Genomic DNA, 25,875 nt, shown 5'->3' with positions numbered 1-25,875 from the left:
AGCAAAATCTCCAATAACGAAGCCAATTTTAAAGTGCTTATGAATTGGCAGTCACGTTAATCTTTCCATCGATATCGAATTCTTCGTCAAGGCTCGAGTTTTTATGCTAAAGATTGCAAGTTGCTTGTAAAAGATAACCCCCCTGATCCATAATCACTCCCGTTGAGGGTGCGTGCTGCACAATATTATTTAAGTTATAAAGTAAAACCCCCGTTCCTTACCAGTTCGGGGGTTTTACTTTTTAAAAGAACGGTATTATTTAGGTGTTCGAGAAAGAGTTTTAACTTTCAATTATTACCGTGGCGCAAGCATAGTGGCGTTCATCTGCCAGCGTCACATGCATATGTGCGACACCCAGCTTTTCTGCCAATTTTAACGCCTCGCCCCACAACCGCAGCCGTGGCTTGCCGAGTTCATCGTTGAACACTTCAAACTGATTAAATGCCAGGCCATTGCGGATCCCAGTACCAAACGCTTTTGCCGCCGCTTCTTTCACGGCAAAACGCTTCGCCAGAAAACGCACCGGCTGATGGTGCGTTTTCCAGATCTCCCATTCATGATCGCTTAATACGCGTCGTGCCAGGCGATCACCGGATCGAGTGATCACCGCTTCAATGCGAGCGATCTCTACGATATCCGTGCCTAAACCTAATATTGCCATTAGCCACGCGCTTCCAGCATCAGACGCTTCATTTCTGCCACGGCATCTTTCAGTCCGGTCATTACCGCACGGCCAATAATGGCATGTCCGATATTCAGTTCGTGCATCTCAGGGATGGCGGCGATGGCTTTCACATTGTGATAGGTCAGACCGTGACCGGCATTAACTTTCAGACCGAGGCTTGCGGCAAAGGTCGCAGCTTTAGTAATACGCGCCAGCTCTTGCGCCTGTTCAGCATCAGTTTTGGCATCGGCGTAACAGCCTGTGTGGATCTCAATAAACGGTGCGCCAACCTCAGCGGCAGCTTTGATCTGCTCTTCATCGGCGTCGATAAACAGAGAAACCTGAATCCCGGCATCTGCCAGACGTTTACAAGCATCGCGCATTTTGTCACGCTGACCCGCAACGTCCAGGCCGCCTTCGGTTGTCACTTCCTGACGCTTTTCCGGCACCAGGCAGCAAAAATGCGGCTTCGTCTCAACGGCAATCGCCAACATTTCTTCAGTCACCGCCATTTCCAGATTCATGCGGGTATCCAGCGTCTGACGCAGGATTCGCACATCGCGGTCGGTAATGTGGCGACGATCTTCGCGCAAATGCACGGTAATGCCATCAGCACCCGCCTGCTCGGCAATAAACGCCGCCTGTACCGGGTCTGGATAAGCAGTACCACGCGCATTACGCAGCGTTGCGATATGGTCAATGTTGACGCCTAACAGTAATTCAGCCATGACAATCCTCATCAGTCATTATGTGTTTTCACCGTTCGCTTAGGCATAAACTGCCGGAACAGTTCCCTGCTTTTTAAAGGTTTACCGCCAAGATAAGGCTTAAGCGCCATGCGGGTAAAGCGTTTCGCTGCTCGCAATGTGTCGGCGTCAGGAAATTCCCGCGCATGTAACGCTTTCAACTGCCTCCCGGTGAACGTTTTATTATCGATAACCACACTGGCAATAAAACCTTTCTCTTCGCGATAACGATACGTCATGGTGTCATCTACCGGCTCACCGCTACCTGCGCAATGGGTAAAGTTGACCCCATAACCCAAATGCCCGAGCAACGCCAGCTCAAAGCGACGCAACGCCGGTTCTGGCGTACCAGTGGCACCTGCCAGAGACTGAATGCAGTGCAAGTAATCGAAAAAGAGTTCCGAGAAGCGCGTTTCGTATTCCAGGACGCGGGAGAGAAGTTCGTTGATGTACAGACCGCTGTAAAGCGTAACACCACTTAATGGCAGCGCCAGCGAGACAGCTTCGGCACTGCGCAGCGTTTTGACTTCACCGCGCCCGCCGAAGCGTAGCAAGAGAGGTGTGAAAGGCTGCAATGCGCCTTTCACGGTAGAACGTTTTGAACGTGCACCTTTAGCAACCAGACGCACGCGTCCCGATTCCTCCGTGAAGACGTCCAGCATCAGGCTGGTTTCGCTCCACGGGCGACTATGCAGGACAAATGCGCGCTGCCAGCCTTCCATCATACTCGTCGCCTTTCAAGTTGCAGGTGCCCTGGCTGCAACTGTTCCCCCTGGTCACTTACTTTAGTAAGTGACCAGGGATTCACGGTCTTGCCGCCTTCCTGCACCTCGAAAGTCATAGAGTGTGCTAATTAGAGATCGTCAACGTAACCGAGACTACGCAGCGCACGTTCGTCGTCGGCCCAGCCAGATTTCACTTTCACCCACAGCTCAAGGTGGACAGGCGCTTCGAACATTTCCTGCATGTCTTTACGCGCTTCAATCCCGATGGTTTTGATCTTGGCCCCTTTGTTGCCAATCACCATCTTCTTCTGCCCTTCGCGCTCAACGAGAATCAAACCGTTGATGTCATAGCCGCCGCGCTCATTGGTGACAAAACGTTCGATCTCCACGGTCACGGAGTACGGCAGTTCTGCACCGAGGAAACGCATCAGTTTTTCACGGATGATTTCAGAGGCCATAAATCGCTGCGAGCGATCGGTAATGTAATCTTCCGGGAAGTGATGGGGCGCTTCCGGCAGATGCTTACGCACGATTGCCGCAATAGTGTCAACATTCAGCCCGGTTTCGGCAGAAATCGGCACAATATCGAGGAAATTCATCTGGCTTGCCAGGAACTGCAGATGCGGCAGAAGATCGGCTTTCTCCTGCACGTTGTCCACTTTGTTCACCGCGAGGATCACCGGAGCTTTGCCATCACGCAGCTTGTTGAGCACCATTTCATCGTCCGGCGTCCAGCGGGTGCCTTCAACGACAAAAATAACCAACTCAACGTCGCCAATGGAGCTGCTCGCCGCTTTGTTCATCAGGCGGTTAATGGCGCGTTTTTCTTCCATATGCAGACCCGGGGTATCGACGTAGATCGCCTGATACGCGCCTTCAGTATGGATACCCACAATGCGGTGACGGGTTGTCTGCGCTTTGCGGGAAGTGATGGAGATCTTCTGCCCCAACAGTTTGTTCAGCAGTGTGGATTTGCCAACGTTCGGGCGTCCGACGATGGCAATAAATCCGCAGTAACTTTTATCGATGCTCATTCCAGCTCCAGTTTTTTCAACGCCTGTTCGGCGGCAGCCTGTTCAGCCTTACGACGGCTTGAACCTGTGCCAACCACCGGTTCGCTCAGGCCGCTAACCTGGCAGTGGATAGTAAATTCCTGATCGTGCGCTTCGCCACGTACCTGAACTACCAGATAAGTTGGCAGAGGCAGATGGCGCCCCTGCAAATATTCTTGCAAGCGCGTTTTCGGATCTTTTTGTTTATCGCCTGGGCTAATTTCGTCCAGACGGGTTTGATACCAGTTAAGGATTAATTTCTCGACGGTCTGAATATCGCTGTCGAGGAATACGCCGCCAATTAATGCTTCGACGGTGTCAGCAAGAATCGACTCGCGACGAAATCCACCGCTTTTAAGTTCACCCGGCCCTAAACGTAAGCACTCACCTAACTCAAATTCACGCGCCAGTTCTGCCAGCGTATTGCCACGGACCAGCGTGGCGCGCATCCGGCTCATATCCCCTTCATCCACACGAGGGAAACGATGATACAGTGCATTGGCGATAACGTAGCTCAAAATAGAGTCGCCTAAAAATTCTAAACGCTCGTTATGTTTGCTGCTGGCACTACGATGGGTTAATGCCTGCTGCAACAGTTCCTGATGATTAAAAGTGTAGCCCAGCTTCCGTTGAAGCCGATTAATTACGATGGGGTTCATGCGATACCAATAAATAAATGCGTCAACAATTCAGCACACGAAACAGACCTGATATGCAGGGTTCTGCTAACAGCTTTGCAGCAGTTTCAGTTGACCTGTATATGGGGACCAACGCTGTTTCGTGTGCCGTGGCGACCTGGAGGTGCCAACCTTAAACTTCGGGGGAATATTCTATACACAACGACGGGGGATGTCGTTAGCCACGGGAGATTTATCTCATAAATAATTCACGTTGTCGCCATAACGGCGACAACGTGAACGGATAACAGCAATTAGTGAATGCCACCAATGCGACTTAAGCGCACGCCTGTCGGCCATTCACCTTCTTGCTTATCGAAACTCATCCAGATAGCCGTTGCCCGACCGACCAGATTCGCTTCCGGCACAAAGCCCCAGTAACGGCTGTCCGCGCTGTTATCGCGATTATCACCCATCATGAAGTATTGCCCTGGCGGAACAATCCAGGTTGCCAGTTGTTGTCCTGGTTGCTGGTAATACATCCCCACCTGATCCTGCGCAATCGGCACGGTCAGGATACGATGCGTTACATCGCCCAGTGTCTCTTTACGTTCAGAAAGACGAATACCATTTTCTTTAGTTTCGTTTTTCGGCACCTCAAAGAATCCGCTGGTTGCTTCCCCGCCGTTACGACGTGAGAAGGTCTGTACGAAATCGCTCGGCTCCACGTTGGAATAGGTGACCGGCAACGCGTTTTCACACGCCTGACCGGAACTGCATCCCGGTTGAATAGTCACTTCTTTCGCGACCGGATCGTAAGTGACTTTATCGCCCGGTAATCCCACCGCACGCTTGATGTAATCAAGCTTTGGATCTTCCGGGTATTTAAAGACCACAATATCGCCACGTTTCGGATGACCGGTTTCGATCAGCGTTTTCTGGTAGATAGGGTCTTTAATGCCGTAAGCAAACTTCTCTACCAGAATAAAGTCACCGATTAACAGAGTCGGCATCATCGAACCTGACGGGATCTGGAACGGTTCATAAATAAACGAACGCACAATCAATACGATAGCCAGCACCGGAAATACAGAAGCGCCGGTTTCCAGCCAACCAGGCTTCGGCACAACTTTTTTCAGCGTTGCTTTATCCAGTGAGTCCCCGGCAGCCGCTTGCGCTGCTGCCTGACGTTCCCGCCGTTTAGGTGCGAAAAAGAATTTATCCACGCACCACAAAATGCCCGTCACCAGTGTGGCAATCACCAGAATCAGGGCAAACATATTCGCCATGCCAACTCCTAATGGTTATTTGTTGTCTTTGCCGACGTGCAGAATGGCGAGGAACGCTTCCTGCGGCAGTTCGACGTTACCGATCTGCTTCATGCGTTTCTTACCTTCTTTCTGCTTCTGCAGCAGCTTTTTCTTACGGCTGATATCGCCGCCATAACATTTGGCCAGTACGTTTTTACGCAGCTGTTTCACGGTAGAACGCGCAATGATGTGCGTTCCAATCGCAGCCTGAATGGCGATATCAAACTGCTGGCGGGGGATCAGATCTTTCATCTTCTCCACCAGCTCGCGACCACGGTTTTGCGAATTATCACGGTGGGTGATCAACGCCAGCGCATCAACACGTTCACCGTTGATTAAAACGTCAACACGCACCATGTCGGACGCCTGGAAGCGTTTGAAGTTGTAATCCAAAGACGCATAACCACGCGAGGTAGATTTCAGGCGATCGAAGAAGTCGAGTACCACTTCAGCCATCGGGATCTCATACGTCAGTGCCACCTGGTTCCCGTGATAAACCATGTTGGTCTGTACGCCGCGTTTTTCTACGCACAACGTAATGACGTTACCAAGATACGCCTGCGGCAGCAGCATGTGACACTCTGCAATCGGCTCGCGCAGTTCGTAGATGTTATTTACCGCAGGCAGCTTAGACGGGCTATCGACGTAGATAACTTCTTTCCCCGTAGTTTCTACTTCATACACTACTGTCGGAGCGGTAGTAATCAGGTCAAGATCGTACTCGCGTTCCAGACGTTCCTGAATAATCTCCATGTGCAGCAGGCCGAGGAAGCCGCAGCGGAAACCAAAGCCCAGCGCCGTGGAGCTTTCCGGCTCGTAGAACAAAGAGGCATCGTTGAGACTCAATTTACCCAGCGCATCGCGGAAGGCTTCATAGTCGTCGGAACTTACCGGGAACAGACCGGCGTAAACCTGCGGTTTAACTTTCTTAAATCCTGGCAGCGCCTTTTCTGCCGGATTACGCGCCAGCGTTAAGGTGTCACCGACTGGTGCGCCGTGGATATCTTTAATCGCACATACCAACCAGCCTACTTCGCCACATTTCAGCTCTGTACGGTCAACTTGCTTCGGCGTGAAAATACCCAGACGGTCGGCGTTATAAGTCTGCCCGGTACTCATGACTTTCACTTTGTCGCCCTTACGCAGGGTGCCGTTTTTAATACGGATAAGTGAAACAACGCCCAGGTAGTTGTCGAACCAGGAGTCGATAATCAGAGCCTGCAACGGGCCTTCCGGATCGCCTTCCGGCGGTGGGATGTCGCGCACCAGACGTTCAAGAACGTCCTGCACACCAACGCCGGTTTTCGCCGAGCAACGCACTGCGTCGGTGGCGTCGATTCCAACGATATCTTCAATTTCTTCCGCCACGCGTTCAGGATCGGCTGCCGGCAGGTCAATCTTGTTCAGTACCGGCACTACCTCGAGATCCATTTCCATTGCGGTGTAGCAGTTTGCCAGGGTTTGCGCTTCTACGCCCTGCCCGGCGTCAACCACCAGCAATGCGCCTTCACAAGCGGCCAGCGAACGCGATACTTCATAAGAGAAGTCCACATGACCTGGGGTGTCGATAAAGTTAAGTTGATAGGTTTCGCCATCGGACGCTTTATAGTCCAGCGTCACGCTCTGCGCTTTGATAGTTATGCCACGCTCACGCTCAAGATCCATGGAATCGAGAACCTGTGCCTCCATTTCACGGTCAGACAGGCCACCGCAGATCTGGATAATACGGTCAGACAGCGTCGATTTACCGTGGTCAATGTGAGCTATGATCGAAAAGTTACGTATATTCTTCATAAAGTATGATTATTGTGCCTTAATGCCCGGTTAACCAGGCTTTTAGAAGTCGCTGTTCTGAGCTTAACGTCTGTATTAATAGAAACGCCGCATTCTACACTACAACATTGAGGCGAGGAAATGTTCATACCGTATGGATTGTGGTATCTGGAAACGTCCTCGCATTTGTTATGCAAAATACAACAAAGCCAGTGAAATCACTGGCTCGCGTCTTCCGAAGATGTTTCAAATCGCACAAGGCCAGGTGGCAATGCCACGCTTAAGATGACAGGTTGCCATTCTGCCCGGGCAGCAAACTTACGTGAGTGTCCACGCGCAATGAGGAATCCGCCAACGCCGCCGAGAATCGCACCGCATAATGCTGCAATATCTGAAGCAAAGAGTAGCTGAAATAACGAAGCGATGAGGAATAATCCCACTAGCGGCGACATATAAACCAGTAATGCGGAGCTGAGCAGGCTGCCTTCGGCGATTCCTAATTCCACTTTTTGCCCCGGCACTAACGGTTCATCACAGGGTACGACGATGGTATGTGTGGTTTGCGGGCCAAGTTTATTCAACACGCGGCTACCGCAACCAGCACGGGAAGCGCAGCTGCTGCATGAGGCTTTGACATCACAACTGACCAGCGCCTGCCCGTTTTTCCAGGAGACGACAGTGGCCCACTCTTTAATCATTGCCCTGCCCCAAACTTAATATTCTCGGCAATGCGCTTCGCCGTTTGCGGTGGCAGTTCACCAACAATGGTGATTTCGGCGTTATCACGTACGCTGGTACTAACGGTTCTGCGTCCGGTGCGCAACATCTGGTCGGTGCTCGATGGCGTAGCACGGTTAACGTTTACCGAAAAGCTGAATAATCCGTCGGAATAGAGACGTGATTCGATAGGCATGTTGTCCATCGTCGGTAGCGGACGCCGACTGCTGGAAACTTCGCTAAACCCCTGTGGCAACCAGGTTGGAGCCCAGTTAAATTTGGCTTTTTCCCCCACTGGTACAGAAAGCAGCGGTGGCAAGTTCGCCTTCGCCAGCGTCTGCATACTGCTGCTGATATCCTGATTGACGTTGAAAGCAATCACACGGAATTGTTCCAGCGTTTCACCATCGCGATCAAGGAGATCTACCCGCATCGGTAATTTCGATTCGGTGTCCATCCATACGATGTAGCTGTAGCGTGTGCCATCACGGGCGACTACGCGGATTACCTCACATAAGCGGTCAGCAATACGCGTGCGCCCCACGGAGATAAAGTCGTAGTAAGGAGAAAGGCGTTTGAAATCGGTATAGATGAGTGATGGCAGAGAATCAACAATGTAATCGCCATTAAGTGTGAACGGTTCAAGGCCCGGTTCAAAATAGCTGATTTCATTGCCGCGCTGTACCACTTCCCGACGCGGCCCATCCATTTGCAACAACTGTGCAAGAGGACGGTTATCGAGGCGTGCATGTCGATAACGCAGGGACTCAACACCTTGTTTATTGATGCTGATGAATGACAGCTCGTAATTCAGTGACTGACTAGCCAGGTTCATCTGCTGTAATAACGCCCCGGACGCAGGGGTGGCCGAGGCGTTAGCAGAGAATAACAGGCTACCTGTCACTAATGACATGGCAAACCAAAGTTGCTTCATTACTGCGATTGCGTTCCTAAAGTTTGAATTCCTGGCACCTGTACAGCGGCTTGCTGTGTTTGTGCCTGCTCAAACTGAAGCTGTTCGGAGTGAAGTCGACGTTGCAGTTCGTAATCCTGTAACATGGCATTAATGCGACGACGCTGCTCCTGTACCTGCTGCTGTTGACCATTATTCGCGGTCGCTTCAGAAGGCACTCCCAGACTTACCGGACTGGCTTTACCCATCATCGGCAGAGTATTAAATACCGGAGTTTCGGGCTGCTGGGACGTTTCAGATTGTCCATTATAGTGCTGGACGCCAACGATAACTGCAAGCGATACGCACGCTGCTACGCCCATTTGGGTAAGCTGTGCCGCCCATGGACGTACTTTCTGCCAAAATGGCATTTTCTGCCATTGATGCGGTGCAGGCTGAGCCTCTGGGATCAATGTCGTCGGTTGACGTACTGGCTCTTCTTCAATGGCAGCCATCACGCGGGAAGAGATATCGAAATGAAGCACCTCGGGAGTATCACCCCGCATAGAGTCACGGATTAAGTGATAGTTTTCCCAGGTTTTCTGCATTTCCGGGTTGTGAGCCAGTTCGTTAAGCAGCTCACTATCCAGCGTTTCGCCATCCATTAAAGCGGAAAGTTGTTCTTTCTGCATGCCTAATACCCTTATCCAGTATCCCGCTATCGTCAACGCCTGATAAGCGGTTGAACTTTATTATCAATAGCTTCCCTCGCTCGGAAGATACGTGAACGCACCGTACCCACCGGACAATCCATGATAGCGGCTATCTCTTCATAGCTCAGGCCATCCAGCTCCCGCAAGGTTATTGCCATGCGTAAATCTTCCGGGAGGGACTCAATAGTTCGGAAAACTATCTGTCTCAGTTCTTCTGACAACATTAAGTTCTCAGGGTTCGAAATTTCTTTTAGCGCGCCGCCACTTTCGAAGTTTTCAGCTTCAATGGCATCCACATCACTGGAAGGTGGACGACGCCCCTGAGCAACCAGGTAATTTTTTGCCGTATTAACAGCAATCCGATACAGCCATGTATAAAAAGCACTATCTCCCCGGAACGAATCCAGCGCACGATAGGCTTTAATAAAAGCTTCTTGTACCACATCGGGAACATCACCCGACGGCACATAGCGGGAAACCAGACTCGCCACCTTATGCTGATAGCGCACTACCAGTAAGTTAAAGGCTTTCTGATCTCCCTTCTGGACCCGCTCAACCAGGACCTGGTCCGTTAACTGCTCGCTCATCCGAGGTAAAATCTCCCCAAACCAAATTTCCACGCGCTATCGAAACGCCACTCCATTAGCTGCAATTTGAGCAAGCAAAGGGTTAGAGTGTCTCGTTTTTGTAAAGTTCCGTAACGCATCTGTTTTTGTTTGTCATGCTGTAGACGGATCATTATCTATCATTATAAGTCTACAGAATCTGAATAACGCATTATCTGTGTAGAAATGCCCATTTAACTGCCTGAAGAGTAACCCAACGGCCTTTTTATTTCACCACCTAATCCTCCGCCAACGATCAACTTCTCTTTTTCCCGTCTCCCTGAATCAACATGTTTAGCCCATGCAACAAACATCAAAATAACAGGTGTTTAATTGTACAACATGATGCTATGCTGGCCGAACGGTGTTTAGTAAATTAAACAATCAAAATGAATATTTTCCCTGAACATTCTTGTGATGTGTTGATTATTGGTAGCGGTGCCGCCGGGCTTTCACTGGCGCTACGTCTGGCGGATAAGCATCAAGTCATCGTTCTAAGTAAAGGTCCAGTTACAGAAGGCTCGACGTTTTACGCCCAGGGCGGAATTGCCGCCGTGTTTGATGAAACTGACAGCATCGATTCACATGTGGAAGATACCTTAATTGCTGGTGCCGGAATTTGCGATCGCCATGCTGTTGAATTTGTTGCCAGCAATGCGCGTTCCTGCGTGCAATGGTTGATCGACCAGGGGGTGTTGTTTGATACCCACGTTCAGCCAAATGGCGAAGAGAGCTACCATCTGACTCGTGAAGGTGGACATAGTCACCGTCGTATTCTTCATGCCGCCGACGCTACTGGTAAAGAAGTAGAAACCACACTAGTGAGCAAGGCGCAGAACCATCCGAATATTCGCGTGCTGGAACGCAGCAACGCCGTCGATCTGATTATTTCTGACAAAATTGGTCTGCCGGGTACGCGACGGGTTGTTGGCGCATGGGTGTGGAATCGCAATAAAGAAGCGGTAGAAACCTGCCACGCAAAAGCGGTAGTGCTGGCAACCGGAGGCGCATCGAAAGTTTATCAGTATACCACCAATCCGGATATTTCCTCTGGCGATGGTATTGCCATGGCCTGGCGCGCGGGTTGCCGGGTTGCTAATCTTGAATTTAATCAGTTCCACCCTACCGCACTGTATCATCCACAGGCTCGAAATTTCCTGTTAACGGAAGCCTTACGTGGCGAAGGCGCTTATTTGAAACGCCCGGACGGTACACGATTTATGCCCGATTTTGATGAGCGCGGCGAACTGGCCCCGCGCGATATTGTCGCCCGCGCCATTGACCATGAAATGAAACGCCTCGGCGCGGATTGTATGTTCCTCGACATCAGCCATAAGCCCGCCGATTTTATTCGTCAGCATTTCCCAATGATTTATGAAAAATTATTGGGGCTGGGCATTGATCTCACGAAAGAGCCTGTGCCAATAGTGCCCGCTGCGCACTACACCTGCGGTGGCGTGATGGTAGATGATTATGGGCGTACCGACGTTGATGGCCTGTATGCCATTGGTGAAGTCAGCTATACAGGATTACATGGCGCTAACCGAATGGCCTCTAACTCATTGCTGGAGTGTCTGGTCTACGGCTGGTCGGCAGCGGAAGATATTGCAAAGCGTATGCCTTATGTGCGCGGCGTCAGTACGTTACCGCCGTGGGATGAAAGCCGCGTTGAGAATCCTGATGAACTGGTGGTGATTCAACATAACTGGCATGAGTTACGCCTGTTTATGTGGGATTACGTGGGCATTGTACGCACAACAAAGCGCCTGGAGCGCGCCCTGCGGCGGATCAATATGCTGCAGCAGGAGATAGATGAATATTATGCTCACTTCCGTGTGTCGAATAATTTGCTGGAGCTGCGTAATCTGGTGCAGGTTGCCGAGTTGATTGTTCGCTGCGCGATAATGCGCAAAGAGAGTCGGGGCTTGCATTACACGCTGGATTACCCGGAGCTACTCACGCATTCCGGTCCATCGATTCTCACCCCCGGCAATCATTACATAAACAGATAAAAAGCCTGGGTCAGCGCCGTATACGCTTCGGAATAGTTCTGGTCTGGCCCACGAATCACTAAGCGATCGCTAAAACACTCCCCCGCCTGTGGGGAGAATGCCAGCAGCACCCGATGCGGCAGTCGCGCTTCGTTTTCCGCCACATCCGTCCGTAAACGTAAATGCCAGCCCATATTTAACGCCAGTTCAGTAAAACCATTACCGATCTGTTCTGGCAGCACCACGCAGAAAAATCCCTCTTCGGTAATGCATTCTGCCGCGCAAGTGAGCAACGTCTGGTGATCAAGCGTAGTGGTATAGCGCGCCTGCTCCCGCTGTGGTGTTGCGCACTCTACTCCCTGCTGATAATACGGCGGGTTACTGATGATTAAATCAAAGCGCGTTGTCTGCTGGGTAAGCCACTGCTGAATATCCCCCGTATGGACGTTAATCCGCTCTGCCCACGGGGACTGCGCGATATTTTTCTGCGCCTGGGCAGCCGCTTCGTTTTCAATTTCAACCGCATCGATTATCACGCCATCATCGGTGCGCTGCGCCAGCATCAAAGCCAATAACCCGCTACCGCTACCGATATCAAGGCAGCGTTTTACCCCAGCCACAGGAGCCCATGCGCCCAGCAAAATTCCATCCGTTCCCACTTTCATTGCACAGCGATCGTGTGCGACAAAAAACTGTTTAAAAGTAAATCCATTACGACGAAGCACGGATGTAGACTGTGACATGAAAATAAAACCTTGCTGGAAAAACGGCGATAGCACCGGGTAAGAACAATACCTGAGAAGCGATATCCATACAAACAGATGAAGATTGCAGCCGTAACGTCTATAATCAGCGCCCCACACAGAGGTAGAACATGACTGTAACGACTTTTTCCGAACTTGAACTCGACGAAAGCCTGCTGGAAGCTCTCCAGGATAAAGGTTTCACTCGCCCGACCGCCATTCAGGCTGCCGCCATTCCGCCTGCGCTCGATGGCCGTGATGTACTCGGTTCTGCGCCGACAGGCACCGGTAAAACGGCGGCGTATCTGCTGCCAGCGTTGCAGCACCTGCTCGATTTCCCGCGTAAGAAATCCGGTCCGCCGCGTATTTTGATCCTCACCCCAACTCGCGAACTGGCGATGCAGGTGGCCGATCATGCCCGCGAACTGGCGAAACATACGCATCTGGATATCGCCACCATCACTGGTGGCGTGGCTTATATGAACCACGCAGAAGTGTTCAGCGAAAACCAGGACATCGTGGTCGCCACAACCGGTCGTCTGCTGCAGTATATAAAAGAAGAGAACTTTGATTGCCGCGCGGTTGAAACACTGATCCTCGACGAAGCAGACCGTATGCTGGATATGGGCTTCGCCCAGGATATCGAACATATTGCTGGCGAAACTCGCTGGCGTAAACAAACCCTGCTCTTCTCAGCAACGCTGGAAGGCGATGCCATTCAGGATTTTGCCGAGCGTCTACTGGAAGATCCAGTGGAGGTTTCTGCGAATCCGTCCACTCGTGAGCGCAAAAAAATTCATCAGTGGTATTACCGTGCCGATGACCTTGAGCATAAAACCGCGTTGCTGGTGCATCTGTTAAAACAACCAGAAGCGACCCGCTCAATTGTGTTTGTGCGTAAGCGTGAGCGTGTGCATGAGCTGGCAAACTGGCTGCGCGAAGCGGGCATCAACAACTGCTATCTCGAAGGTGAGATGGTACAAGGCAAGCGTAACGAAGCGATCAAACGCCTGACCGAAGGTCGTGTTAACGTGCTGGTTGCAACCGATGTTGCCGCACGCGGTATCGACATTCCGGATGTCAGCCACGTCTTTAACTTCGATATGCCGCGCAGTGGCGATACTTATTTGCACCGTATCGGGCGTACCGCTCGCGCTGGTCGTAAAGGTATCGCTATCTCGCTGGTTGAAGCTCATGACCATCTGCTGCTGGGTAAGGTCGGTCGTTATATTGAAGAGCCGATTAAAGCACGCGTAATTGATGAGTTACGACCGAAGACCCGTGCACCAAGCGAGAAACAGACCGGCAAGCCATCGAAAAAAGTGTTGGCAAAACGCGCCGAGAAGAAAAAGGCTAAAGAGAAAGAGAAGCCACGGGTGAAAAAACGCCATCGCGATACCAAAAATATTGGTAAGCGCCGCAAACCAAGCGGAACGGGCGTGCCGCCGCAAACGACAGAAGAGTAATCATAATGCCGGGTTAAGCCCGGTATTAAAAGTGCAGGCAAACGCAAAATTGCCTGATGCGCTACGCTTATCAGGCCTACGAGACTCATGCAATGTATTGAATTTGCACAATTTTGTAGGCCGGATAAGGCGTTCACGCCGCATCCGGCATGAACAAAGCGCATTTGTCGACAAATTGAATGCCGGGTTTAAGCCCGGCATTATTTTTATCCCGGCAAAAAGCACTCTTCAATACACTGAATAAAAATGTGCATCGCCGGGCTAACCGCTTTTCCGGCATGGTGAGCGCACATTGCCGTAATGGTTTGCGGCGGTTCGCCAAAGGGTAATTCAATTAATTCTCCGCACTCCAGCTCTTTTGCTACCGCAAAGCGCGGTAAGTAGCTGACTCCGATATTTGCTGCGACACATCGCTTGATACTTTCAATGCTTATAAGCTCAATGGTGCTTTCCACCGTGATCCGCCGCTGACGCAGCGTGCTCTCAAAGATCTGACGGAAGACGCATTGCGGTTCGTTAATAATAAAGCTACAGGCGTTATGTCTTCCCGGCTCAGTAAAATCGACATCTGCAATTTGCGGTGAAGCCACCAGCACCAGTGATTGTTCACCCAACTCTCGTCGGTTCAGAGCATCATCATTCCCTACGCGATAAAAAACCCCGACATCTGCCTCATCATTCAGTAGCGCATCACGGATCACGTAACAGTTCAGCGACTGCAACGATAAACGCACTTTTGGTGCGCGTTGCCGAAAACGCTGCAACACCTGCGGCATTCGATAAGAGAGTAACGTTTCGCCTGAAACAACGCGCAGCTCCCCATCCGGATCTGACTCTTTTTTGGCAGCCTCGCGTAGCGTATCCATCACTCTGGTGAGTTCATAAATGTGCGGCAGCAGCTTTTTTCCTTCGCGAGTGAGGCACATCCGTCGGCCAATTTTCTCAAACAACTGGACCGAGAACTCCTGTTCAAGCTGCTGAATATGAAAAGTCACCGTCGATTGTGTGCAGCACAATTTTTGCGAAGCTCGCAAAAAGGAACCCTCTTCCACCACGGTTTTAAGCGTAATAAAACGGCGCAGATCCATAAACCCAAACCTATCGATATTGTCGAATTTAGAATGTAAAAACATTCATTTTTTTAAATGTTTCATGTCGGGTACTGTCTATCAAAACAAAGGAGATAACAAGTGACACCGACCCTATTAAGTGCTTTCTGGACCTACACCCTGATTACTGCCCTCACGCCTGGACCGAACAATATTCTTGCGCTGAGTTCAACCACGTCGCATGGGTTTCGTCAGAGTACCCGCGTACTGGCGGGGATGAGTCTGGGATTTTTGATTGTCATGCTGCTGTGTGCGGGAATTTCATTTTCATTGGCTGTTATCGACCCGGCAGCAGTGCATCTGTTGAGTTGGGCGGGGGCGGCATATATTGTCTGGCTGGCGTGGAAAATCGCTACCAGTCCAACAAAAGAAGACGGACTTCAGGCAAAACCGATCAGCTTTTGGGCGAGCTTTGCGCTACAGTTTGTGAACGTCAAAATTATTTTGTACGGCATTACGGCACTGTCGACGTTTGTTCTGCCGCAAACACAGGCGTTAAGCTGGGTAGTTGGCGTCAGCGTTTTGCTGGCGATGATTGGGACGTTTGGCAATGTGTGCTGGGCGCTGGCGGGGCATCTGTTTCAGCGATTGTTTCGCCACTATGGTCGCCAGTTGAATATCGTTCTGGCGCTGTTGCTGGTCTATTGTGCGGTACGTATTTTCTATTGAAAGACAAAAGAAAAGCGGAAGAGATTACCCTCTTCCGCTTAATAACTTGCTACTTAAGCCTTACAGGCTTTCAGTAAAGGTACGAGCGATAACGTCGCGCTGCTGTTCCGGAGTCAGAGAGTTGAAGCGAACTGCATAACCGGATACACGGATAGTCAGCTGCGGATATTTTTCCGGATGCTTAACTGCATCTTCCAGAGTTTCACGACGCAGAACGTTTACGTTCAGGTGCTGACCACCTTCAACGCGAACTTCTGGTTTAACTTCTACTGGAACTTCACGGTATTCAATGTCACCCAGTTTGCTTACTGCAACCACTTCGTCTTCTGCAAAACCTGCTTTCGCAACGATGCAACGCGCTTCGCCTTTTTCGCTGTCCAGCAGCCAGAAAGAGTTCAGCAGATCGTCATTAGCGGCTTTAGTAATCTGGATACCTGTAATCATGTGATGCCTCCCCGGCAAATTATTTGATTTGATTAGCCTGTCGCGGCCAATTGGTAAAACCATTGTTGCTTGAGTGTATATATACTCCTCAAACACCCTTGATTCTTTGATTTAAATCAACAAAAACCACACATCAAATGTGGTCAGAAATGGATTTTATTGTTTTACATCAACTTATGCGAGCGTGAGATTTTACCAATTTACACTTTTTTGCACTCGTTTATGGCTAAAAAATGAGCTTGATTTTGTTCTGTAGAAAGAAGCAGTTAAGCTAGGCGGATTGAAGATCCGCAGGAGAGCGAGATGACTAACCAATTAACCTGGCATGATGTGCTGGCTGAAGAAAAGCAGCAACCCTATTTTCTTAACACCCTCCAGACCGTTGCCAGCGAGCGGCAGTCCGGGATAACCATCTACCCACCACAAAAAGATGTCTTTAACGCCTTTCGCTTTACTGAACTGGGCGATGTCAAAGTGGTGATCCTCGGTCAGGATCCTTACCACGGCCCCGGACAAGCGCACGGTCTGGCATTTTCCGTTCGCCCAGGTATTGCTATACCGCCTTCTCTACTGAATATGTATAAAGAACTGGAAAATACCCTTCCAGGCTTTACTCGCCCGACACATGGCTATCTTGAAAGCTGGGCACGTCAGGGGGTTCTCCTGCTCAACACCGTATTGACGGTACGCGCAGGCCAGGCACATTCCCACGCCAGCCTCGGCTGGGAAACGTTTACTGATAAAGTCATCAGCCTGATTAATCAGCATCGTGAAGGCGTGGTGTTTTTGTTATGGGGATCACATGCGCAAAAGAAAGGGGCGATTATAGATAAGCAACGCCATCACGTGCTGAAAGCGCCGCATCCGTCGCCGCTTTCGGCGCATCGTGGATTCTTTGGCTGCAACCATTTTATGCTGGCAAATCAGTGGCTGGAACAACGTGGCGAAAAACCGATTGACTGGATGCCAGTGTTACCGGCAGAGAGTGAGTAAATTTGCGGGAAAATGCCGGATGACATCGTTGCCATCCGGCTGATTTATCAGGCTTTGTTCTGACGCCACCATTCGCCAAGCAGCACGCCAGTTGCGACAGAGATATTCAGCCCGGCAACGTTGCCAGTACCATCAATCTTCACGCGCAAATCGTTCGGATCGCGTGCGGCATCCGGTAACCCTTCATATTCCTGACCCAGCACCAGCACCATTTTCTCTGGCAAACTGGTTTTGAACAGCGGTTTACCCTGCTCGCTGGAAGTGGTCACTACGGTATAACCCGCCTGACGGAAATCATCCAGCACGTTAACAATGTTGTCGCCGGTAATCGGCTGAACGTGCTCTGCGCCGCCTTCTGCGGTACGGATTGCCGCACCCGATTCCAGCAACGCCGCATCCTGCACCACAACGCCTTTCACGCCAAAGTGCGCGCAGCTACGCATCATGCCACCCAGGTTATGCGGGTTAGATTCGTTTTCCAGCGCCAGTACACAATCCTGCGCGCCGGCCTGGCTTACCCACTGCTGTACGGTTGTGCCGTTACGCTTTTTAATCAGGAAGCAAACGCCGCCGTGATGTTCCGTGCCTGACGCTTTTGTCAGTTCCGCTTCATCCACTACATGGTACGCTTTGCGGTTTGCAGCCATCCAGCGCAAGGCTTCTTTAAAACGCGGCGTTACGCTCTGGATAAACCAGGCGCGAACAATCGCTTCCGGACGGCTCTGGAACAGTGCCTGACATGCATTTTCGCCGTAAACGCGGGTTTCTTCCGCACGCTGACGACGCAACACTTCCGGATCAATAAAACTTTTACCACTGATGCCACCGTGATCGGCCTTTTCCGGCGTCTCATCACCCGGCGCGCGGGAAACCGTGCGCCACGGCGAATCTTCCCACTTGCGGTCACGGGGCTGACTCTGTTTGTCATCGCGGGCGGGGCGACGGCCACCGTCGGCACGAGATTTTCCTGGACGCCCGCCCCCTTTCCCGGTTCGCGGGTTATGGGTACGTTTATCAGAATCATCATCACTGCGGACATACATCACTTTGACCTTGCCGCTTTTACCTTTCATTTCATCGTTCATGCTTTTCTCCACCAGCGCTGCGCGAAGCGCGCAGATTACCCGAAGTGCGCGCGGTTCGCCATGATTTCGTACCAAAGCCTGCGACTATCATACCTATTGAATAAAACAGATTGTTGTCTGGAACATTGCCTTTGATAATATGTAACATATTAGAAACATACCGGCGTCATTGCCGATAAGTCTCCTTACTCATCTCGAGGTTAGTTATGAATACCGTTTGTACCCATTGTCAGGCCATCAATCGCATTCCCGACGATCGGATCGAAGATGCGGCAAAATGCGGACGCTGCGGTCACGACCTGTTTGACGGAGAGGTGATTAATGCGACCGGTGAAACACTCGACAAATTGCTGAAAGACGATCTGCCTGTAGTGATCGACTTCTGGGCGCCGTGGTGCGGCCCCTGCCGTAACTTCGCGCCGATTTTTGAAGATGTTGCGCAAGAGCGTAGCGGTAAAGTGCGTTTTGTAAAAGTGAATACCGAAGCTGAACGTGAATTAAGCAGCCGCTTTGGTATTCGTAGCATTCCGACGATTATGATTTTCAAAAATGGTCAGGTTGTTGACATGCTCAACGGCGCAGTGCCGAAAGCACCGTTCGATAGTTGGTTGAACGAATCTCTTTAATCTTACCGGGGCGCATCTTGTGCCCCGTTTTCTCCTCTGCGACAATGGCGGTTTTTCGACGCCCTCTCTCATGACCGAAAACGCTGTTCTCCAGTTACGCGCCGAACGTATTGCACGCGCAACGCGTCCTTTTCTTGCCCGTGGTAATCGCGTTCGTCGTTGCCAACGCTGCCTTTTGCCAGAGAAACTTTGCCTCTGTTCGACAATCACCCCAACTGAAGCAAAAAGCCGTTTTTGTTTGCTGATGTTCGATACCGAGCCAATGAAGCCCAGCAATACCGGACGTTTAATTGCTGATATCTTGCCGGATACTGTCGCGTTTCAATGGTCGCGCACTGAACCATCGCAAGATTTGCTGGAGCTGGTACAAAACCCGGATTACCAACCAATGGTGGTTTTTCCCGCCTCGTATGCCGGCGGGCAACGGGAAGTCATCTTCTCGCCGCCTTCCGGTAAGCCGCCGCTGTTTATCATGCTCGATGGCACCTGGCCGGAAGCTCGGAAAATGTTTCGTAAAAGTCCGTATCTGGATAATCTTCCCGTCATTTCCGTCGATCTTTCCCGGCTTTCTGCCTATCGCCTGCGTGAAGCCCAGGCCGAAGGCCAATATTGTACTGCCGAAGTAGCCATCGCACTTTTAGATATGGCGGGCGATACCGAAGCAGCAACGGGCTTAGGCGAGCATTTCACTCGTTTTAAAACGCGCTATCTGGCAGGAAAAACGCAACATCTGGGTAGCATCACAGCAGAACAGTTAGAAAGCGTTTAAAATCATTCGGTCACTTCTGCGGGAGACCGGTATGAGTCAGCGAGGACTGGAAGCACTACTGCGACCAAAATCGATAGCGGTAATTGGCGCATCGATGAAACCCAATCGCGCAGGTTACCTGATGATGCGTAACCTGCTGGCGGGAGGCTTTAACGGGCCGGTACTCCCGGTGACGCCAGCCTGGAAAGCGGTGTTGGGTGTGCTGGCCTGGCCGGATATTGCCAGCTTGCCCTTTACACCCGACCTTGCGGTTTTGTGTACCAATGCCAGCCGCAATCTTGCTCTTCTGGAAGAGCTCGGCGAGAAAGGCTGTAAAACCTGCATTATTCTTTCTGCACCAGCATCGCAACACGAAGATCTCCGCGCCTGCGCCCTGCGCCATAACATGCGCCTGCTAGGACCAAACAGTCTGGGTTTACTGGCTCCCTGGCAAGGTCTGAATGCCAGCTTTTCGCCCGTGCCGATTAAACGCGGCAAGCTGGCGTTTATTTCGCAGTCTGCTGCCGTCTCCAACACCATCCTCGACTGGGCGCAACAGCGTGAGATGGGCTTTTCGTATTTTATTGCTCTCGGCGACAGCCTGGATATCGACGTTGACGAATTGCTCGATTATCTGGCGCGCGACAGTAAAACCAGTGCCATCCTGCTCTACCTCGAACAGTTAAGCGACGCGCGACGCTTTGTTTCGGCTGCCCGTAGCGCCTCTCGCAATAAACCGATTCTGGTGATTAAAAGCGGACGTAGCCCAGCGGCTCAACGTCTGTTGAACACCACGGCAGGAATGGATCCGGCGTGGGATGCGGCTATTCAGCGTGCAGGTTTATTACGAGTGCAGGACACTCACGAACTGTTTTCGGCAGTGGAAACCCTTAGCCATATGCGCCCGCTACGTGGCGACCGGCTGATGATAATTAGCAACGGTGCCGCGCCTGCCGCGCTGGCGCTGGATGCCTTATGGTCGCGCAATGGCAAACTGGCAACGCTCAGTGAAGAGATTTGCCAGAAACTGCGCGATGCGCTGCCAGAACATGTTGCTATCTCTAACCCGCTCGATCTGCGCGATGACGCCAGCAGTGAACATTATGTTAAAACGCTGGATATTCTGCTCCACAGCCAGGATTTTGATGCACTGATGGTTATTCATTCGCCCAGCGCCGCAGCGCCCGCAACAGAAAGTGCGCAAGCATTAATTGAAGCGGTAAAACATCATCCCCGCAGCAAGTATGTATCTCTACTGACGAACTGGTGTGGCGAGCACTCCTCGCAAGAGGCACGACGTTTATTCAGCGAAGCCGGACTACCAACCTATCGAACGCCGGAAGGAACCATCACCGCTTTTATGCATATGGTGGAATACCGGCGAAACCAGAAGCAACTACGCGAAACGCCGGCGCTGCCCAGCAATCTGACCTCTAATACCGCAGAAGCGCATATTCTGCTACAGCAAGCCATTGCTGAAGGAGCGACATCACTCGATACCCATGAAGTTCAGCCAATCCTGCAAGCGTACGGCATGAACACGCTCCCCACCTGGATTGCCAGCGATAGCACCGAAGCGGTGCATATTGCTGAACAGATTGGTTATCCGGTGGCGCTGAAGTTGCGCTCGCCGGATATTCCGCATAAATCAGAAGTTCAGGGCGTGATGCTCTATTTGCGTACGGCTAACGAAGTCCAGCAAGCGGCAAACGCTATTTTCGATCGCGTAAAAATGGCCTGGCCGCAGGCGCGGATCCACGGACTGCTGGTGCAAAGTATGGCTAACCGTGCAGGCGCTCAGGAGTTGCGCGTAGTCGTCGAGCACGATCCGGTTTTCGGGCCGTTGATCATGCTTGGTGAAGGCGGTGTGGAATGGCGTCCTGAAGATCAAGCCGTCGTGGCGTTGCCACCGCTGAACATGAACCTGGCTCGCTATCTGGTTATTCAGGGGATCAAAAGTAAAAAGATTCGTGCGCGCAGTGCGCTACGTCCATTGGATGTTGCAGGCTTGAGTCAGCTTCTGGTGCAGGTTTCCAACCTGATTGTCGATTGCCCGGAGATTCAGCGGCTGGATATTCATCCTTTGCTGGCTTCCGGCAATGAATTTACCGCGCTGGATGTCACGCTGGATATCGCGCCGTTTGAAGGCGATAACGAGAGTCGCCTTGCTGTGCGTCCGTATCCGCATCAGCTGGAAGAGTGGGTAGAATTGAAAAACGGTGAACGCTGCTTGTTCCGCCCGATTTTGCCGGAAGATGAGCCACAGCTTCAGCAATTCATTTCGCGAGTCACCAAAGAAGATCTTTATTACCGCTACTTTAGCGAGATCAACGAATTTACCCATGAAGATTTAGCCAACATGACGCAGATCGACTACGATCGAGAAATGGCTTTTGTGGCGGTACGACGTATTGATCAAACAGAAGAGATCCTTGGCGTCACACGAGCGATCTCTGACCCTGATAACATCGATGCCGAATTTGCCGTACTGGTTCGATCGGACCTCAAAGGATTAGGCTTAGGCCGCCGCTTAATGGAAAAGTTGATTACCTATACGCGAGATCACGGACTGCAACGTCTGAATGGTATTACGATGCCAAACAATCGTGGCATGGTGGCGCTGGCCCGCAAGCTCGGGTTTAACGTTGATATCCAGCTCGAAGAGGGGATCGTTGGGCTTACGCTAAATCTTGCCCAGCGCGAGGAATCATGAGTAAGGTACTGGAAATGTTGACCACTTAATCGGGACTGGTGTTATTATTGCCCGCTTATGTCGTCTGCATTGCACAGAGGACCCTTCAATGAACAGAGAAGAAATGCACTGTGATGTTGTCAAAATTTAAGCGTAATAAACATCAACAACACCTTGCCCAACTACCCAAGATTTCTCAATCAGTTGATGATGTCGATTTCTTTTACGCTCCCGCCGACTTCCGGGAGACGCTGCTGGAAAAAATAGCCAGCGCGAAGCAGCGCATTTGCATCGTTGCCCTGTATCTCGAACAGGATGACGGTGGCAAAGGCATTCTGAACGCGTTGTATGAGGCTAAACGGCAGCGTCCGGAACTGGATGTGCGGGTGCTGGTCGACTGGCATCGTGCACAACGTGGACGCATTGGCGCTGCGGCATCTAACACTAATGCTGACTGGTACTGCCGCATGGCGCAGGAAAATCCGGGCGTAGATGTTCCGGTTTATGGCGTTCCAATCAATACCCGTGAAGCCCTTGGCGTTCTGCACTTTAAAGGCTTTATCATCGACGATAGCGTACTTTATAGCGGTGCCAGCCTGAACGATGTTTATCTGCATCAGCACGATAAATACCGCTACGACCGTTATCATCTGATCCGTAACCGTAAGATGTCAGACATTATGTTTGAATGGGTTACACAGAATATTATGAATGGTCGCGGAGTTAACCGTCTGGATGATGTTAATCGCCCAAAAAGTCCGGAAATCAAGAACGACATTCGCCTGTTCCGCCAGGAACTGCGTGATGCCGCTTATCATTTCCAGGGCGATGCCGATAACGATCAGCTTTCCGTAACGCCGCTAGTGGGGCTGGGGAAATCGAGTCTGTTGAACAAGACCATTTTCCATCTTATGCCTTGTGCCGAGCAGAAACTAACCATCTGTACGCCATACTTCAACCTGCCAGCAATCCTTGTGCGCAATATCATCCAGTTGCTGCGCGAAGGAAAAAAGGTCGAAATTATTGTTGGTGATAAAACCGCGAATGACTTCTACATTCCGGAAGATGAACCTTTCAAGATAATTGGCGCACTGCCTTATCTCTATGAGATCAATCTGCGTCGCTTCCTGAGCCGTTTGCAGTATTACGTTAATACTGACCAGTTAGTGGTTCGGTTATGGAAAGATGACGACAACACCTATCATCTGAAAGGAATGTGGGTTGATGATAAGTGGATGCTGGTAACCGGTAATAACCTGAACCCACGCGCCTGGCGTCTGGATCTGGAAAATGCCATTTTGATCCACGATCCGCAACTGGAACTTGCGCCACAGCGTGAGAAAGAACTGGAGCTGATCCGCGAGCATACCACCATCGTTAAGCACTACCGCGATCTGCAAAGTATTGCCGATTATCCGGTGAAGGTCCGCAAACTTATCCGCCGTTTGCGCCGTATCCGCATCGACCGATTAATTAGTCGCATCCTGTAATCACAACCCCGTCCTGTACGGGGTTTGTTTTTTGGAGGCCCACGTTTTGCGTATTCTTTTTATCTGTTCGCTATTGTTACTTTCTGGATGCAGCCATATGGCTAACGATAGCTGGAGCGGGCAGGATAAAGCTCAACACTTTATCGCCTCGGCGATGCTTTCCGCAGTCGGAAATGAATATGCACAGCATCAGGGGATGAGTCGCGATGGCAGTGCGACTTTCGGGCTGATGTTCTCTGTTGGGCTGGGCGCGTCAAAAGAATTTTGGGATAGCCGCCCCGAGGGGAGCGGCTGGAGCTGGAAAGATTTTGCCTGGGATGTCGCCGGTGCAACTACCGGCTATACCATCTGGCAACTGGCGCATCACTAAAGACGCATTCCCTTCCCTTTGCGATGCAGCATCAAAGAAACCAGAAACGCCACCACGGCCATCAAGGTCACATACCAGAAGAAGGCTGTTTCCATTCCTATTGATTTCAGCGACAACGCTACGTACTCCGCCGAACCACCAAATATAGCATTGGCGACCGCATATGACAGGCCAACGCCTAATGCGCGAACCTGTGCCGGGAACATCTCAGCCTTCAGTATTCCACTGATTGAAGTATAAAAACTCACGATCAGCAGGGCGCACATCACCAGACCAAAAGCGGCATAAGGCGAGGAAACGTTTTGCAATGCTGAGAGAATAGGAACTGTAAAAATGGCTGCCAGAGAACCGAAACATAACATTGAGGTACGGCGACCAATCTTATCCGACAGCGCACCAATGAGTGGTTGAATAAGCATGAATACAAACAATGCGGCAGTCATAATGCCACTCGCCACGTTGGCATGCATTCCCGCAGTATTCACCAGATACTTCTGCATGTAAGTGGTGAAGGTATAGAAACAAAGGGAGCCCGCAGCAGTAAAACCGAGAACCATGATGAATGCACGGCGATTGCGCCATAATCCTTTCAGAGATCCAGCTTCTTTTAAAGCGCGTGTTTCTTGTTGTGAAGTTTCATCCAATTGACGGCGTAACCACAAAGCCACAACGGCTAACACCGCTCCTAACGCAAAGGGAATGCGCCATCCCCACTCGCTGAGTGCAGCGTCTTCCATGGTGTGTTGTAAAACCACGACAACCAGTAGTGCCAACAGTTGTCCGCCGATCAACGTGACATACTGAAATGAGGCATAAAAACCTTTACGACCTTCTACTGCGACTTCACTCATATAGGTGGCGCTGGTGCCATATTCTCCACCTACAGATAATCCCTGGAATAAACGCGCGAGAAGTAACAACGCCGGAGCCCAGGTGCCAATAGTTTCATAGCCTGGCAAACATGCGATAACCAGAGAGCCGAAACACATCATACATACTGATAACAGCATCGATTTCTTGCGGCCATGCTTATCGGCAATTCGACCAAATAACCAGCCGCCTATTGGGCGCATCAAGAATCCTGCTGCAAAAACACCGGCTGTTTGCAGTAGTTGAGTGGTCGTGTTACCAGAAGGGAAGAAGATGTGGGCGAAGTAGAGGGAACAAAACGAGTAGACGTAGAAATCAAACCATTCGACCAGGTTGCCTGAAGAGGCCCCTACAATTGCCCAAATGCGGCGACGAGTATCACTACTTGTCAGTTTGCTGTCTGCCGTTACAGTACTTTCAGCCATGCCATTATGTCTCCTGCCGTAATCCGATGCTTTTGTCGGTCGCTTTTGTTTATTTCTTCTGGTAAAGAAAATGTTATACATTTGTTGCATATCATTATGCAACCTTAACCATGAATTTAGTTAGCAGGAAAATGGTTATTGAGGAGCTTAAGGATAAATTTCTGGTAAGGAGGACACGTATGGAAGTAGGCAAGTTGGGGAAACCGTATCCGTTGCTGAATCTGGCATATGTGGGAGTATAAGACGCGCAGCGTCGCATCAGGCATTTTTTTCTGCGCCAATGCAAAAAGGCCATCCTGACGGATGGCCTTCTGCTTTATCTGATGCCTGGCAGTTCCCT

General features: G+C 50.9%; 27 protein-coding genes. 9 read left to right on the top strand and 18 right to left on the bottom strand.

Features of this window, described 5'->3' with window-relative positions:
* Positions 1–280: 280 nt before the first annotated feature.
* The 12 genes from acpS to rseD all read right to left on the bottom strand — a co-directional run bounded on the left by acpS (position 281) and on the right by rseD (position 9,948).
* Positions 281–661, bottom strand: a complete 381-nt coding sequence (gene acpS, locus A7589_RS15405) for a holo-ACP synthase (RefSeq protein WP_000986045.1) — start codon at positions 659–661, stop codon at positions 281–283.
* A complete protein-coding gene (gene pdxJ / locus A7589_RS15400) occupies positions 661–1,392 on the bottom strand; it encodes a pyridoxine 5'-phosphate synthase (protein WP_010349139.1) in 732 nt (243 codons plus the stop codon). Before pdxJ ends, acpS begins: the two co-directional genes overlap by 1 nt.
* A gap of 11 nt (positions 1,393–1,403) precedes the next feature.
* Complete coding sequence (gene recO / locus A7589_RS15395) at positions 1,404–2,132, bottom strand: DNA repair protein RecO (protein ID WP_024257370.1); 729 nt, start codon at positions 2,130–2,132, stop codon at positions 1,404–1,406.
* A gap of 131 nt (positions 2,133–2,263) precedes the next feature.
* On the bottom strand, positions 2,264–3,169 hold the full coding sequence (gene era, locus A7589_RS15390; protein WP_000020735.1) for a GTPase Era: 906 nt from the start codon (positions 3,167–3,169) through the stop codon (positions 2,264–2,266).
* Positions 3,166–3,846, bottom strand: coding sequence for a ribonuclease III (gene rnc, locus A7589_RS15385; protein ID WP_001068343.1), 681 nt, complete (start codon positions 3,844–3,846; stop codon positions 3,166–3,168). Before rnc ends, era begins: the two co-directional genes overlap by 4 nt.
* A 272-nt stretch (positions 3,847–4,118) precedes the next feature.
* Complete coding sequence (gene lepB, locus A7589_RS15375; RefSeq protein ID WP_000002551.1) at positions 4,119–5,093, bottom strand: signal peptidase I; 975 nt, start codon at positions 5,091–5,093, stop codon at positions 4,119–4,121.
* Positions 5,094–5,108: 15 nt separating this feature from the next.
* Positions 5,109–6,908, bottom strand: a complete 1,800-nt coding sequence (lepA, locus tag A7589_RS15370) for a translation elongation factor 4 (protein ID WP_000790174.1) — start codon at positions 6,906–6,908, stop codon at positions 5,109–5,111.
* A 197-nt stretch (positions 6,909–7,105) separates the two neighbouring features.
* Positions 7,106–7,585: a SoxR-reducing system protein RseC gene (gene rseC, locus A7589_RS15365; RefSeq protein ID WP_000589061.1), complete on the bottom strand. Its 480-nt coding sequence runs from the start codon at positions 7,583–7,585 to the stop codon at positions 7,106–7,108.
* Positions 7,582–8,538, bottom strand: a complete 957-nt coding sequence (gene rseB / locus A7589_RS15360) for a sigma-E factor regulatory protein RseB (RefSeq protein WP_000812043.1) — start codon at positions 8,536–8,538, stop codon at positions 7,582–7,584. The genes rseC and rseB overlap by 4 nt, the downstream gene beginning before the upstream one ends.
* Positions 8,538–9,188 carry an anti-sigma-E factor RseA gene (gene rseA, locus A7589_RS15355; RefSeq protein WP_001168448.1) on the bottom strand — a complete coding sequence of 217 codons (651 nt, stop codon included), beginning with the start codon at positions 9,186–9,188 and terminating at the stop codon, positions 8,538–8,540. Before rseA ends, rseB begins: the two co-directional genes overlap by 1 nt.
* Before the next feature lie 32 nt (positions 9,189–9,220).
* Positions 9,221–9,796, bottom strand: coding sequence for an RNA polymerase sigma factor RpoE (gene rpoE / locus A7589_RS15350; protein ID WP_001295364.1), 576 nt, complete (start codon positions 9,794–9,796; stop codon positions 9,221–9,223).
* Positions 9,793–9,948, bottom strand: a complete 156-nt coding sequence (rseD, locus tag A7589_RS22855) for a rpoE leader peptide RseD (protein ID WP_032147913.1) — start codon at positions 9,946–9,948, stop codon at positions 9,793–9,795. Before rseD ends, rpoE begins: the two co-directional genes overlap by 4 nt.
* A 255-nt stretch (positions 9,949–10,203) precedes the next feature.
* Between rseD and nadB the strand changes: the two genes are divergently transcribed.
* Positions 10,204–11,826, top strand: a complete 1,623-nt coding sequence (nadB, locus tag A7589_RS15345; protein WP_001020196.1) for an L-aspartate oxidase — start codon at positions 10,204–10,206, stop codon at positions 11,824–11,826.
* Here the strand turns inward: nadB and trmN are convergent.
* Positions 11,811–12,548, bottom strand: a complete 738-nt coding sequence (trmN, locus tag A7589_RS15340; RefSeq protein WP_010349146.1) for a tRNA(1)(Val) (adenine(37)-N(6))-methyltransferase TrmN — start codon at positions 12,546–12,548, stop codon at positions 11,811–11,813. The two genes, nadB and trmN, sit on opposite strands and share 16 nt — an antisense overlap.
* Positions 12,549–12,679: 131 nt before the next feature.
* Here trmN and srmB point away from each other — a divergent pair, with 131 nt between their 5' ends.
* On the top strand, positions 12,680–14,014 hold the full coding sequence (gene srmB, locus A7589_RS15335) for an ATP-dependent RNA helicase SrmB (RefSeq protein WP_000219187.1): 1,335 nt from the start codon (positions 12,680–12,682) through the stop codon (positions 14,012–14,014).
* 206 nt (positions 14,015–14,220) lie between these two features.
* Here the strand turns inward: srmB and A7589_RS15330 are convergent, their stop codons facing one another.
* Entirely contained in the window at positions 14,221–15,102 is an 882-nt protein-coding gene (locus A7589_RS15330; RefSeq protein WP_016158805.1) for a LysR family transcriptional regulator, read from the bottom strand.
* Between the two features lie 102 nt (positions 15,103–15,204).
* Between A7589_RS15330 and eamB the strand changes: the two genes are divergently transcribed.
* Positions 15,205–15,792 carry a cysteine/O-acetylserine transporter gene (eamB, locus tag A7589_RS15325; protein WP_000189200.1) on the top strand — a complete coding sequence of 196 codons (588 nt, stop codon included), beginning with the start codon at positions 15,205–15,207 and terminating at the stop codon, positions 15,790–15,792.
* A 60-nt stretch (positions 15,793–15,852) separates the two neighbouring features.
* Here the strand turns inward: eamB and grcA are convergent, their stop codons facing one another.
* Positions 15,853–16,236, bottom strand: a complete 384-nt coding sequence (gene grcA, locus A7589_RS15320; RefSeq protein WP_000627804.1) for an autonomous glycyl radical cofactor GrcA — start codon at positions 16,234–16,236, stop codon at positions 15,853–15,855.
* Between the two features lie 303 nt (positions 16,237–16,539).
* Between grcA and ung the strand changes: the two genes are divergently transcribed.
* Complete coding sequence (gene ung, locus A7589_RS15315) at positions 16,540–17,229, top strand: uracil-DNA glycosylase (RefSeq protein WP_000184513.1); 690 nt, start codon at positions 16,540–16,542, stop codon at positions 17,227–17,229.
* Between the two features lie 47 nt (positions 17,230–17,276).
* Here ung and A7589_RS15310 read toward each other — a convergent pair whose 3' ends face one another.
* Positions 17,277–18,314: a tRNA/rRNA methyltransferase gene (locus A7589_RS15310; protein ID WP_000997406.1), complete on the bottom strand. Its 1,038-nt coding sequence runs from the start codon at positions 18,312–18,314 to the stop codon at positions 17,277–17,279.
* Positions 18,315–18,520: 206 nt separating this feature from the next.
* On the opposite strand from A7589_RS15310, the gene trxC reads away from it, so the two are divergent.
* The 5 genes from trxC (at position 18,521) to A7589_RS15280 (ending at position 24,240) form a co-directional block, all read left to right on the top strand.
* A complete protein-coding gene (trxC, locus tag A7589_RS15300) occupies positions 18,521–18,940 on the top strand; it encodes a thioredoxin TrxC (RefSeq protein ID WP_001098726.1) in 420 nt (139 codons plus the stop codon).
* 70 nt (positions 18,941–19,010) lie between these two features.
* Positions 19,011–19,709 (top strand): tRNA-uridine aminocarboxypropyltransferase, encoded by a 699-nt coding sequence (gene tapT / locus A7589_RS15295; RefSeq protein WP_000138188.1) that lies wholly within the window; start codon positions 19,011–19,013, stop codon positions 19,707–19,709.
* 31 nt (positions 19,710–19,740) lie between these two features.
* Positions 19,741–22,401: a peptidyl-lysine N-acetyltransferase PatZ gene (gene patZ, locus A7589_RS15290; protein ID WP_105282873.1), complete on the top strand. Its 2,661-nt coding sequence runs from the start codon at positions 19,741–19,743 to the stop codon at positions 22,399–22,401.
* Between the two features lie 113 nt (positions 22,402–22,514).
* Complete coding sequence (gene pssA, locus A7589_RS15285; protein ID WP_000949267.1) at positions 22,515–23,870, top strand: CDP-diacylglycerol--serine O-phosphatidyltransferase; 1,356 nt, start codon at positions 22,515–22,517, stop codon at positions 23,868–23,870.
* A gap of 46 nt (positions 23,871–23,916) precedes the next feature.
* Complete coding sequence (locus A7589_RS15280; RefSeq protein WP_071988118.1) at positions 23,917–24,240, top strand: YfiM family lipoprotein; 324 nt, start codon at positions 23,917–23,919, stop codon at positions 24,238–24,240.
* Here A7589_RS15280 and kgtP read toward each other — a convergent pair.
* Entirely contained in the window at positions 24,237–25,535 is a 1,299-nt protein-coding gene (gene kgtP, locus A7589_RS15275; RefSeq protein WP_000852117.1) for an alpha-ketoglutarate permease, read from the bottom strand. The two genes, A7589_RS15280 and kgtP, sit on opposite strands and share 4 nt — an antisense overlap.
* A gap of 116 nt (positions 25,536–25,651) precedes the next feature.
* Positions 25,652–25,875: hypothetical protein (locus A7589_RS23325; RefSeq protein WP_235613316.1), on the bottom strand; the 224-nt coding region annotated here is incomplete at its 5' end.

The sequence above is a fragment of the Escherichia sp. MOD1-EC6475 genome, assembly GCF_003046645.1.
GTDB lineage: Bacteria > Pseudomonadota > Gammaproteobacteria > Enterobacterales > Enterobacteriaceae > Escherichia > Escherichia ruysiae.
Note: the sequence above shows the minus strand (reverse complement) of the source record. Positions and strands in the feature narration are given on the sequence as shown.

Excerpts from the sequence above, each read along its gene's own strand:
- acpS (WP_000986045.1), bottom strand. The coding sequence starts at position 661 with ATGGCAATATTAGGTTTAGGCACGGATATCGTAGAGATCGCTCGCATT.
- pdxJ (WP_010349139.1), bottom strand. The coding sequence starts at position 1,392 with ATGGCTGAATTACTGTTAGGCGTCAACATTGACCATATCGCAACGCTG.
- recO (WP_024257370.1), bottom strand. The coding sequence starts at position 2,132 with ATGGAAGGCTGGCAGCGCGCATTTGTCCTGCATAGTCGCCCGTGGAGC.
- era (WP_000020735.1), bottom strand. The coding sequence starts at position 3,169 with ATGAGCATCGATAAAAGTTACTGCGGATTTATTGCCATCGTCGGACGC.
- rnc (WP_001068343.1), bottom strand. The coding sequence starts at position 3,846 with ATGAACCCCATCGTAATTAATCGGCTTCAACGGAAGCTGGGCTACACT.
- lepB (WP_000002551.1), bottom strand. The coding sequence starts at position 5,093 with ATGGCGAATATGTTTGCCCTGATTCTGGTGATTGCCACACTGGTGACG.
- lepA (WP_000790174.1), bottom strand. The coding sequence starts at position 6,908 with ATGAAGAATATACGTAACTTTTCGATCATAGCTCACATTGACCACGGT.
- rseC (WP_000589061.1), bottom strand. The coding sequence starts at position 7,585 with ATGATTAAAGAGTGGGCCACTGTCGTCTCCTGGAAAAACGGGCAGGCG.
- rseB (WP_000812043.1), bottom strand. The coding sequence starts at position 8,538 with ATGAAGCAACTTTGGTTTGCCATGTCATTAGTGACAGGTAGCCTGTTA.
- rseA (WP_001168448.1), bottom strand. The coding sequence starts at position 9,188 with ATGCAGAAAGAACAACTTTCCGCTTTAATGGATGGCGAAACGCTGGAT.
- rpoE (WP_001295364.1), bottom strand. The coding sequence starts at position 9,796 with ATGAGCGAGCAGTTAACGGACCAGGTCCTGGTTGAGCGGGTCCAGAAG.
- rseD (WP_032147913.1), bottom strand. The coding sequence starts at position 9,948 with ATGATCCGTCTACAGCATGACAAACAAAAACAGATGCGTTACGGAACT.
- nadB (WP_001020196.1), top strand. The coding sequence starts at position 10,204 with ATGAATATTTTCCCTGAACATTCTTGTGATGTGTTGATTATTGGTAGC.
- trmN (WP_010349146.1), bottom strand. The coding sequence starts at position 12,548 with ATGTCACAGTCTACATCCGTGCTTCGTCGTAATGGATTTACTTTTAAA.
- srmB (WP_000219187.1), top strand. The coding sequence starts at position 12,680 with ATGACTGTAACGACTTTTTCCGAACTTGAACTCGACGAAAGCCTGCTG.
- A7589_RS15330 (WP_016158805.1), bottom strand. The coding sequence starts at position 15,102 with ATGGATCTGCGCCGTTTTATTACGCTTAAAACCGTGGTGGAAGAGGGT.
- grcA (WP_000627804.1), bottom strand. The coding sequence starts at position 16,236 with ATGATTACAGGTATCCAGATTACTAAAGCCGCTAATGACGATCTGCTG.
- ung (WP_000184513.1), top strand. The coding sequence starts at position 16,540 with ATGACTAACCAATTAACCTGGCATGATGTGCTGGCTGAAGAAAAGCAG.
- A7589_RS15310 (WP_000997406.1), bottom strand. The coding sequence starts at position 18,314 with ATGAACGATGAAATGAAAGGTAAAAGCGGCAAGGTCAAAGTGATGTAT.
- trxC (WP_001098726.1), top strand. The coding sequence starts at position 18,521 with ATGAATACCGTTTGTACCCATTGTCAGGCCATCAATCGCATTCCCGAC.
- tapT (WP_000138188.1), top strand. The coding sequence starts at position 19,011 with ATGACCGAAAACGCTGTTCTCCAGTTACGCGCCGAACGTATTGCACGC.
- patZ (WP_105282873.1), top strand. The coding sequence starts at position 19,741 with ATGAGTCAGCGAGGACTGGAAGCACTACTGCGACCAAAATCGATAGCG.
- pssA (WP_000949267.1), top strand. The coding sequence starts at position 22,515 with ATGTTGTCAAAATTTAAGCGTAATAAACATCAACAACACCTTGCCCAA.
- kgtP (WP_000852117.1), bottom strand. The coding sequence starts at position 25,535 with ATGGCTGAAAGTACTGTAACGGCAGACAGCAAACTGACAAGTAGTGAT.